An 8,737-nucleotide genomic window follows, 5' to 3' on the forward strand; every position below is an offset into this window, starting at 1 on the left:
CGCCTAAAAAATAGTCGCTGTCAGTGCCATGGTCGAATGTTCAACACGCCCTAGTGTTCGGTATAGTCATTTTTTATAGTCCATACTTTATGATAGCAATAATCAAAATAAACACCGTTATAAAAATATTACCAGTAATCTTACCAATTTATTGCAGCATCTCTGTCATCACTGATGACCAATACTCACCACAAAAAAAAGAGTAAACAGTGACTGTTTGCTCTTTTTTTTAAAGGCTCTAGGATACAGCGCTCAACATCGATCAATTAATGGTCAAAATAAATGATGTGAGGTATTGATAGCGTCTCTTATCGACAGAAAACTTTAGCCGTACGAGGGGTATAAATGCCAAAAGTGACCAAACCTAGTGCGATGTCTTTGGCTTCTTGTACCGTTTGAACTTTGGCAACATTTTGTGCGCCGCCGCATACTTCAGCAGCGTTTACAGTCTGTTCTTGCCCAATACCGCCAATAAAGAAGGTCTGTGACTTAGTATATTCTGGAGTGGTATTTTGAGTTGGTTGAATAAGACCTGTTTGGGTTGCACAACCTGATACCAATAATACTGAACCCATCACTGCCATTGTTAGTAGTTTTTTCATATTCATTATTCCTTACTTGCAGTAAACACGGACTTGGCGTGGGGTGTAGATACCTGAAGATATAAAACCTAGCGCAATATTGATAAAGTTGCTTTGCGTTTGGATACTAGCCACATTCTCTTTGCCTTGGCAAACTTCGGCCGCATCAATGTCTTGCTCTTGACCCAAACCGCTGACAAAGAAAGTCTGCATTTTATCAGCATCAGCCTTTGTAGCGGCTGTCGGTGCAGTCGATGAAGACACAAGATAGTTTTGCGTCGCACATCCTGATGTCAAAACAGCGAGCAATGCCACAGCAACAACTTTTTTCATACGTGACTCCATTAGTTAATATTTGTTGAGGCGAAAATTCTAAGCTTAAAGTCTCTTTTATGCAACTGTTTTGTAAGAAAACTTATAGAAATATATCTCTATAGTAAATATTGCTCTAGATGACTTCCTAGAAGGCTTTATATGACTGACTTTTATTGATGTAATAAAAATTGAAAAATATAAGATAAAGACAAAAATAAAGCCGCCTAATGATTACTAAAAGTGATGAGACCGTCTTTTTTACTCAATGATTGTTGTTTATAGTTACTGAAATATTCCAACCTCTGTTTTTTAACAGCCATGAACCTTCATGTTTTTCTCGATGACTCGCCATACGATATGACCAGTTTTCTCAAACAGCCTAAAGCAATCAATAATTTTGGTTTTTTACATTTTAGTAATAAAATAGAAAGCTTTTATTACAATAAAACAGACTGTTTTCGGTAGGCTTTTCGCGGTCAAAACTTACTATATCGATAGTATTCGTATTTATATATCACTTATTTGCATTTTATTATTTACTTTCTGGTCTCTTGTTGACTTATTAATAAGAACCATTCTCTATAAGTCTATCTTCAGTACTCATCCTTCCATTATTTTTAGTCAAAAATGATATTTTTCCTTAAAAAACAAGTATTTGACCTGATGGGTTTTTTACACAGCTGTAATAATATGACAATCTCATTCTTGTAAAATCCCCTCCTTATTCATACTCATAGGGGTATGACAACATAGGCAAGCATCGCTGTCTATTTCATAAATTGCTTATAGGTCATGAATGTCATATTTAATTAAGTCTTTGGTTGTCACGTTATCACTATTACTGAGTACCACAGTTTTTGCGGCCAATACCAGTTATTACGGCAGCAAGTTTCATGGTAAACGCACTGCAAGTGGTAGTATCTTTAACATGAACTCACTAACCGCTGCCCATCGCACGTTACCGTTTGGCACAAAAGTTCAAGTGACCAACCAAAAAACAAAAAAAAGTGTCGTGGTCAAAATCACAGACCGAGGCCCCTATATTCGAGGCCGTATTCTTGATTTATCGAAAGCTGCTGCTAGTCAAATCGATTGCCAGCTCTGTACGACCACAATGAAAGTATTGTCTTATGGTGATGGTAAATACCGTAAGGAATAATGTTATCGATGTAAAAAAAGGGAGGGCTTGCGCCTTCCCTTTTTTGATTGGTTATTTTCAATAAAAATTGCTCAGCCACGCTTTAATGCTTTTTACCCAAATTCCGCTTCCATTTCTTCTAGCGTCGTCATCGATAGCAATAAATTTTCTTCGTTATCGCTATGCTCCTGCTTTAGCGCGGTTTGCTCATTGAGTAAGACCAGTAAGTCCGCCTTACGGCTTTCTTCGTACAACTCGGTATCGGCCAGCTTTTCTTCCAGCGTTGCAAGCTGCCCTTCAATCTTGGCAAGTGCTTTTTCTGTCTCTTCTATCTCGCGGCGGATAGGTGCAGTACGCTTACGCTGTTCAGCGGCTAATTTGCGTTGTTCTTCTTTACTAAGCGCTGGGGTCGCAGTGTTACTTTTTGATGCATTATCAGGTGCTGTATTGCTCACTTGATTGGTCACTTGGCTATTGCCTGTTTCACGTGAAACGAATTTTTTACTCTCTTTCTTGCTTTTCTTCTTACTGCTACTTTTGTCTTGTAAGTTTTCTTGCTTACGCTTTTCTGCCAGCCATTTGCCGTAGTCACTGATGTCACCGTCAAACTCATCGATTTGACCATCATGAACCAGATACAGCTCATCACAGACATTGGCAATTAGCTCACGATCATGCGACACCAATACCACCGCGCCCTGAAACCCTTGCAAGGCAATGGTCAATGCTTGACGCATTTGTAAGTCCAAATGGTTGGTTGGTTCATCGAGGACAAGGACATTTGGACGTTGCCAGACGATCAACGCTAAGGTCAAGCGCGCACGCTCACCACCAGAAAACAGCTCACTAGGGGTGTCAATACGATCTCCGCGAAAATCAAAGCTGCCCAAAAATGAGCGTAACACGGCATCAGAGGTTTTGCCTGCTAGGCGGCGCAGCATTTCTATCGGCGTGGCTTTGGCATCCAAGATATCCATTTGATGCTGATTAAAGTAGCCAAGCTTAAGGGTGTCTGACACACGGTAGGTACCTATCAATACATCAAGCTCACCAACCAATGCCTTAATAAGTGTGGATTTACCTGCGCCATTCATGCCCAATAGGCCAATACGCGTATCCGGCGTCACTTGCACATTGGCATCACGCAGTAGCGGCGTCTCGCTGTAGCCAATATCTGCATGGGTCAGCTCAATCAGCGGTGAGCTCATGTTTGCCGGCTCATAAAAGCGAAAAGAGAATGGGTTGTCAGCCATCATTGGTGAGAGCTCCGACATGCGCTCTAACTGCTTGATACGGCTTTGGGCTTGCTTGGCTTTACTGGCTTTGGCACGGAAACGACGAATGAAATCATCCAGATGTGCCTTGGTCGCTTCTTGCTTCTCAAAGGCTTGCTGCTGCTGCGCCATGCGCTCGTGACGGGTGCGAATGAACTGTTGATAATTACCCGTATAAAGGGTTATTTTTTGCTGCTCGACATGCAAGATATGATCGACGGTGGCATCCAAAAAGGCTTGGTCATGCGAGATGACAATGACCAGACCCATGTAAGCATTGATCCAAGTCTCCAGCCACAAAATAGCATCTAAGTCCAAATGGTTGGTCGGCTCATCGAGCAGCATCAGATCAGCGCGGCTCATCAAAGTTTTGGCAAGATTCAAACGCATGCGCCAACCACCAGAAAACCCTGAGACAGGCAGCTCATGCTGGCTGGTGTTAAAGCCCAGACCTGCCATGATTTGCGCCGCTTTGGTCGGCGTACGATAGCCATCGATTTCATCGAACTGCTGATGTAATACCCCAATCTGATCATCACTGACGCTACTTAAGTCATTGAGTGCTGCATTGATCTCATACCACTGCTCATCGCCGCTCAATACATAATCAATAGCAGACTGCGTGGTAGCACCCACTTCCTGCGCCATATGCGCGACATGCCAGCTATCAGGAATACTGACCTCGCCTCGATCAAGCGTGACCTCGGTATCGCCCTTGCCCATGCGGGTCAGCAACAAAGCAAATAAGGTTGATTTGCCCGTGCCGTTGTTGCCCGTCAAGCCAACTTTATGACCTGGATGTAGCTGAAAGCTTGCACCTGCAAACAATTCACGGCCATCACGGCGAACACCAACGTCTTTAAATTCGATCATATAATTTCTTCATCTCAACAATAATATAAATATAGGGCAATAAGAAACACGCATAGGACATGCCAACTGGCGGCTATTATTTCAAACGCTTGCCACATAGGCAAACAATTAAATAACTATTTCAAAACGAAGTGTTTTAAAATTAAGCATTTATGCTAATGACCCTAGATTATATAATCCTTGTCAGCCTATCGATACGAATGACTATAACAAGACTTTTGGCAGCCATATACTCTCGCACAAATAATGAGTATAACCTTGATAGCTATAAAAGTTTTGATTCATCAGTTCTGGTAAGGACGATGACTCTTGACAAGCGAATCGCTACCCCCATTATGATATACTGCTAAAGATAAATACGTACCATTGACAAAAATATCGATGGCACAAATACCGTGTTGAGATTGCACCAACCGCTTATAATATAGTAATCGCTTTACCATAATAACAGCACCCTATTGAATCAAACGCCGTGCGTATCTTTATTTGCAGCCTTTGCAAACCCTAACAGGATGACGACCGCCTTTGATCCTAGCCACTGAGGTAGATATGAACGAATCAGCCAACCAATTTGACCCAAGCTCAAGCCAACCAGTAGATCCAACTGTGCTAAGCCTCACCGATAGTGCCGCACAAAAAGTACGCCGTCTACGTGAAGAAGAAGGTGATAGCGAGCTGATGCTACGCGTCTATGTGACTGGCGGCGGCTGCTCAGGTTTTTCTTATGGCTTTAATTTTGCCAATGACTTGAATGAAGACGATGCCAATTTTGATAACGGTGATGTGACCTTGGTGGTCGACTCACTCAGCTATCAATATTTGCAAGGCTCTACCGTCGACTATACCGAAGGGCTAGAAGGTGCCCGTTTTGTCGTGACTAACCCCAATGCCACCACCACTTGCGGTTGCGGCTCGTCATTCTCGATTTAGGTTTTCACGATTTGGCTCTATGACCCAACGATATTATGCCTTTATTGCGTCTCAACATTCCTGTGATCATGCGCCAAAGCCGTATTGGATGACTTGCAGCATAGCGATCAAAGCATCTATCTTTGAGATAGATGCTTTTTTGCCAATATTGATGAATCCGCAAAGTATCCGTGCTGACCAATTTCATCAAAAATACTGAGAAAAATCTAGCCCAAACGTCCTGCTCAAAGCTTATCGTATTTGTAATTGTTCGTGGTTTTCAATACGGCTTTGAGCTAAACTGACGGAATTATTGACCCAACATTTACCTCTTTTATGGATAAACGCCCATCGTGTTTTGATCTGCCATAATGAATAACAATAGATGACTATTATGAGTAATTTTGCGAGTAGCTTTGTTAATTTTGACATTCCCAATTGGTTTGGCAACCAGCACTTAACGGGTATGCTCCGCGGTATCGAAAAAGAAGGACTGCGCGTGAGGCCTGATGGCTTTTTGGCTCAGACCCCTCATCCAAAAAAGCTTGGATCAAAATTGACTCATCCTTTTATTACAACCGATTATTCAGAAAGTCTGCTTGAGCTTATCACCGAACCCAAAGGCTCGCCAAAAGAGACATTGAACATGCTGCGCCAATTGCATGTATTGGTGTATCAGGGCATGCCTGACGGCGAGTTGATGTGGCCACTATCTATGCCCTGTATGCTGTCTTCTAAAGATGAAGACATTCCGCTGGCTGATTATGGCAGCTCGAACACAGGTAAGCTAAAAACCCTATATCGCAGTGGTTTGGGTATTCGTTATGGTCGCCGTATGCAGACGATTGCTGGTCTGCATTACAATCTATCTTTTGGTGATACGCTCTTTGAAACGTGGCAAGCGCATAGCCCAGCTGCACAAGAGCAGACATTAACAGAGTTCAAAAACGAAAAATACCTAGGGCTGATCCGTAACTTTAAGCGCTTAACGAGCCTTGTTTTATATTTACTAGGCGCCAGTCCAAGCGTCTGCCCTTGTTTTGTCGCTGGGCGTGAGCATGATCTAGAGCGTCTAAATGACTCAACCTACTATAAACCGACTGCCACCAGCCTGCGTATGGGCAAGCTTGGCTATACCAATAGCGTGCAAGAGCAGCTAGATATTCGTTATAACTATTTGCCAGAGTATGTCGCTGGACTGCGCCGCGCGATCCAAACACCGCATGAGAGCTTTGCCAAGCTTGGTCTGGAAGATGAAGATGGCAACCCAATTCAGATCAATAATCATATTCTTCAGATAGAAAACGAATACTATAGCCCTATCCGTCCTAAGCAAATTGCGATGAGTGGTGAGACACCAACCGAAGCGCTTGAGCGTCGCGGTATTGCTTACGTTGAGTTTCGTGCTATTGATCTCGATCCTTATAGCGATGTTGGCATTCGTCTCTCTAGTGCGTGCTTCTTAGAAGTGATGGCGCTCTACTGTTTATTCAGCGACTCACCTGATTTGCTTCCTGAAGAAGAAGACACCCTCGCTATCAATCTTGAGCGTGTGGTAAACGAAGGTCGCCGTGAGAATCTACAGATCATCAATAACGACCAAGAGCAATCGCTTGAGCACTGGATGCTCACGCATTTAGAACGTATGCAGCCGCTTGCCGCATTGCTCGATGCTCATTATGGTGGCAATGACTACCGTGCTGCAGTGGCATTGATGCAAGGCAAAGCCGGACATTCTGAGTCGACGATCTCCGCCCAAGTAAACTCTGATAGCAAGCGCTTAGGCAGCTTGTGGCAGCTTGGTTTTACGCTGGCAAAGCAGCATCGCGAGTCTTTGCTTCAACAAACGCTCAGCCCCAACACTCAAGCCAAATATGAAGTATTGGCAGAAAAGTCTATCTTGCAGCAAGCCGATATTGAAAAGTCTGAGACAGAAGACTTTATGGACTTTTTGCAGCAGTATCGCTAAACCCTGATAGCTACCCTATATCTATTGTAAATATATATACAGTAGATACATATACAAGAGTAACGCACCATGCGACAGCTAACCACTTACCGTAATTTGCAAGTATTTTTAGTGTTAATGGCCGTAATAGGCATGAGCTTTGCGCTGTTTTATTTACAGCGTCACCTAGGACTTTTGCCCTGCCCGCTCTGTATTTTTCAGCGTATTGGTCTGATAGTGATGGGCAGTTTTGCGCTGATATCAGCATTATTCAACCCTAAATCCAAAGTCGTAAGATTGATCTTATGGCTGGGCAGTTTGGCAGGGATAGGCTGGTCTACGGCGGTTGCTATGCGCCATGTCTGGCTACAACACCTCCCTGCTGATCAAGTACCGTCGTGCGGTCCAGGTTTGGACTACTGGCTCGATACCCTGCCTATTTTGCAGGTCTTCAAAGAAGTGTTTGCAGGCTCTGGTGAGTGTGCTTCTATCGACTGGACCTTTGTAGGACTCAGTATCCCTGAGCTATCACTGATCCTATTTAGCGTACTTCTTGCGGTGCATGGCTTAATACTATGGCGTATCATGCGCCCTACGACGGCGCAGCGTATCGCTTAATATCGTTAGGGCTCTTTGATTATTTTCCAAACAGACATTCATATTTTTATGCAATGTCTGTTTTTATATTTGGTACTGTTAAACCGCTCTTACCAACTCTGTTAGTCAGGCTGATAGACAATGAATCACTGGCCATTATTTATTGAGCATATTGAACACAACAAAAAGTCCACAGATATATTCCCAACCCTTTGTTATTTTTAGACGGGTTATCTCATTAGTGACTAACCCTCAAAGCTCAATCGCTTTTGAACAAGGCGTTGTCTATATTTTAGATATCAGACCCGCTTTTACGTTCCAAAATTTATATTATCGCAACATTTATACGACCCCTTGTCTCTCTTTTTTGGCAACAAGATTATCTTGATAACGGTTGCCAGTGGCATAGGTGATTTTTAAAAACGCTATTCAAAAACTGTTTTTGGTATGACCATGATATATCTTGCACCTGTTCGCGCTACGACCTGCACTGTCATGAGACGTTGGGGTCCCTCCTTATTAGCAATACCACTTTGTGTGTTATTGATAGGCTGTGATAGCGCCTCATCCAATGCTGACCAAAACATGATGACGAAGGCTGCATTCGTTGACAGCTCAGAAGCCTCCGATCAGCAAATCACACCAGAAGAGACCGAAAGCGACGGTGCATCAGAAGCCAATGTGGATGACGAGTCAAATGAATCAGAAGAAGGACAATCGCTCATTGCCGCGGCCCAATCCAGCCACGATGGGCACACACATCCACTGACCATGCATTCTGAGTCGAATGGTAATGCGCTGCAGGCCACGCTTATGGGAGACTATGGTGGCATGGTGCCTTGTGTCGATTGTGATAGTATCGATGTGACCTTGAACTTGTTTGCTGATGGCTCTGTCCTAAAGACCAGTAATTACCACGATTCTGAGCGGTCACGTGCGCCGCTACTTGAGTCTGGCGTCTATCGTCAAGATAAGGACAAAATCACCATTGTATACGAAGACAAACATATTGAGTCTTATTATATTCAAGACAATCATCTGATTTTGGGTGTAATGGACATTATTCATGCTGGCGTAGGCTCTAAAGCTATATACTGTCTAT

Annotated in this window: 8 protein-coding genes; 5 read left to right on the forward strand and 3 right to left on the reverse strand. The window is 43.3% G+C overall.

What is annotated here, in order from left to right; genetic code table 11:
• Window positions 1-308: 308 nt before the first annotated feature.
• Both L0G63_RS12850 and L0G63_RS12855 read right to left on the reverse strand, forming a co-directional pair.
• A complete protein-coding gene (locus L0G63_RS12850; RefSeq protein WP_071002625.1) occupies window positions 309-602 on the reverse strand; it encodes a Bor family protein in 294 nt (97 codons plus the stop codon).
• A gap of 12 nt (window positions 603-614) precedes the next feature.
• A complete protein-coding gene (locus L0G63_RS12855; protein WP_058024719.1) occupies window positions 615-914 on the reverse strand; it encodes a Bor family protein in 300 nt (99 codons plus the stop codon).
• A gap of 778 nt (window positions 915-1,692) precedes the next feature.
• Here L0G63_RS12855 and L0G63_RS12860 point away from each other — a divergent pair.
• The gene (locus L0G63_RS12860; RefSeq protein WP_058024720.1) at window positions 1,693-2,055 is read left to right on the forward strand and encodes a septal ring lytic transglycosylase RlpA family protein; all 363 of its coding nucleotides are present in this window, start codon (window positions 1,693-1,695) and stop codon (window positions 2,053-2,055) included.
• A 92-nt stretch (window positions 2,056-2,147) separates the two neighbouring features.
• On the opposite strand, the gene L0G63_RS12865 is transcribed toward L0G63_RS12860, so the two are convergent.
• Window positions 2,148-4,181 carry an ATP-binding cassette domain-containing protein gene (locus tag L0G63_RS12865; protein ID WP_301451007.1) on the reverse strand — a complete coding sequence of 678 codons (2,034 nt, stop codon included), beginning with the start codon at window positions 4,179-4,181 and terminating at the stop codon, window positions 2,148-2,150.
• Between the two features lie 549 nt (window positions 4,182-4,730).
• Here L0G63_RS12865 and erpA point away from each other — a divergent pair.
• The 4 genes from erpA to L0G63_RS12885 form a co-directional block, all read left to right on the forward strand.
• A complete protein-coding gene (gene erpA / locus L0G63_RS12870; protein WP_301451008.1) occupies window positions 4,731-5,111 on the forward strand; it encodes an iron-sulfur cluster insertion protein ErpA in 381 nt (126 codons plus the stop codon).
• A gap of 373 nt (window positions 5,112-5,484) precedes the next feature.
• Window positions 5,485-7,059, forward strand: a complete 1,575-nt coding sequence (gshA, locus tag L0G63_RS12875) for a glutamate--cysteine ligase (RefSeq protein ID WP_301451009.1) — start codon at window positions 5,485-5,487, stop codon at window positions 7,057-7,059.
• Between the two features lie 69 nt (window positions 7,060-7,128).
• Complete coding sequence (locus L0G63_RS12880) at window positions 7,129-7,656, forward strand: disulfide bond formation protein B (RefSeq protein WP_301451010.1); 528 nt, start codon at window positions 7,129-7,131, stop codon at window positions 7,654-7,656.
• Between the two features lie 474 nt (window positions 7,657-8,130).
• The coding region (locus L0G63_RS12885) for a copper resistance protein NlpE N-terminal domain-containing protein (RefSeq protein ID WP_301451011.1) at window positions 8,131-8,737 on the forward strand (607 nt) is incomplete at its 3' end.

The organism is Psychrobacter sp., assembly GCF_030454045.1.
Lineage (GTDB): Bacteria > Pseudomonadota > Gammaproteobacteria > Pseudomonadales > Moraxellaceae > Psychrobacter.